This is a genomic window from Pseudomonas defluvii, from assembly GCF_001695625.1.
Classification (GTDB): domain Bacteria; phylum Pseudomonadota; class Gammaproteobacteria; order Pseudomonadales; family Pseudomonadaceae; genus Aquipseudomonas; species Aquipseudomonas defluvii.
Genome location: NZ_MBPN01000284.1, coordinates 1 through 1,053, shown reverse-complemented (window position 1 = coordinate 1,053; position 1,053 = coordinate 1). Strand labels below are relative to the sequence as shown.

The 1,053-nt window shown below is 63.6% G+C and carries 2 protein-coding genes; both read right to left on the bottom strand.

From position 1 onward, the window contains the following. Nucleotides 1-112: DUF3158 family protein (locus EKA13_RS27325; protein ID WP_125862980.1), on the bottom strand; the 112-nt coding region annotated here is incomplete at its 3' end. Beyond that, complete coding sequence (locus tag EKA13_RS27320; protein WP_009459719.1) at nt 109-888, bottom strand: PFL_4669 family integrating conjugative element protein; 780 nt, start codon at nt 886-888, stop codon at nt 109-111. The genes EKA13_RS27325 and EKA13_RS27320, both read right to left, overlap by 4 nt. Between the last annotated feature and the right edge of the window lie 165 nt (nt 889-1,053).

The window sequence follows — 1,053 nt, the reverse complement described above, 5'->3', positions numbered from 1 at the left end:
TACCCTTAAAAGGCTTTAAAAGGCCTTTTAGATAGGCCGCGTGTTCCAGCCGCATGAAGGCACCCTGTTGCAGGCCTCGGAAGTAGCGGGTCGGTGGGTTCGGATCGCTCATGCCGGCTCGTCCTCGCCGGCTGCGGCTTCGGGCGACTCTGCGGTGGTGGTTTCATCGCCGAGCAGTGATGCTTCGGCAGGACCGTCGCCGCGCTGCTTCAGGCCACGGCGCACGATGGGCGGCGCAAACTTCGACCGGCGCGTGCCTTCCAGCACGTCCTGCGGCAGTTCGCCATACTTCTCCAGCGCTGCCCGCGCTGCGGCATTCTTCGACGCGAAGTCATCGCGTGTGCAGCCCGAATAGCGATACTGCTGGGCCAGCGAGAACAGGCTGCGCAATGAATGTGCGCCCTCGTTGAGCCAGCGTTCCAAGGTGCTGCGGTCAATGAGCGCGGTGTGATGGGCGAGGATCAGCTTGCGGGCGATGTCGTCGTAGTCGGCCAGGAGATAGACCGCGGCAAAGCCGAGCTGCGCGTTGACGAAGAGCGGGAGCTTGACCGGCTGCACGTTGAGGTTTTCGCCCAGGCTGAGCGCCGGCGGCACACTCGCCAGCGCCTGGTCCACCTGCTCGCGCAGCGATTGCAGCGTGACCTTGGTGTGGTCGAGCTTGTCCTCGATGCGCAGCATCCACCAGTCCGAGTACGGATCGTCTTGTTCTGAGCCCCGCCGCATCTTGTTCATCTGAGCGATATAGCCATTCAGGCCGACGATGCCCGGTCGCCCCTCGGCGGCGGCGCGGCCATGCCAGATGCGGGAAGCGTGATGGGTGTGCAGGGTCAGCGACATCGCACTGCGCAGGGAGCCGAGATTCAGTTGCAGAGGTTCATTGGTTGCCATGGTGTCTGCTCGTTGTTGGAAAAGGAGCGGCCAGCTTCGACAGGAAGCGGAAGGCAGTCAGTCAAGAATCCGAATCCCGGCGGGCCCCGGTTTAGGGCGTGGCGGTTGCATGCGGCGCGAGCTATCCCCAGGGGATAGCTCCATGGAGCGCTAACGAACGCTGCA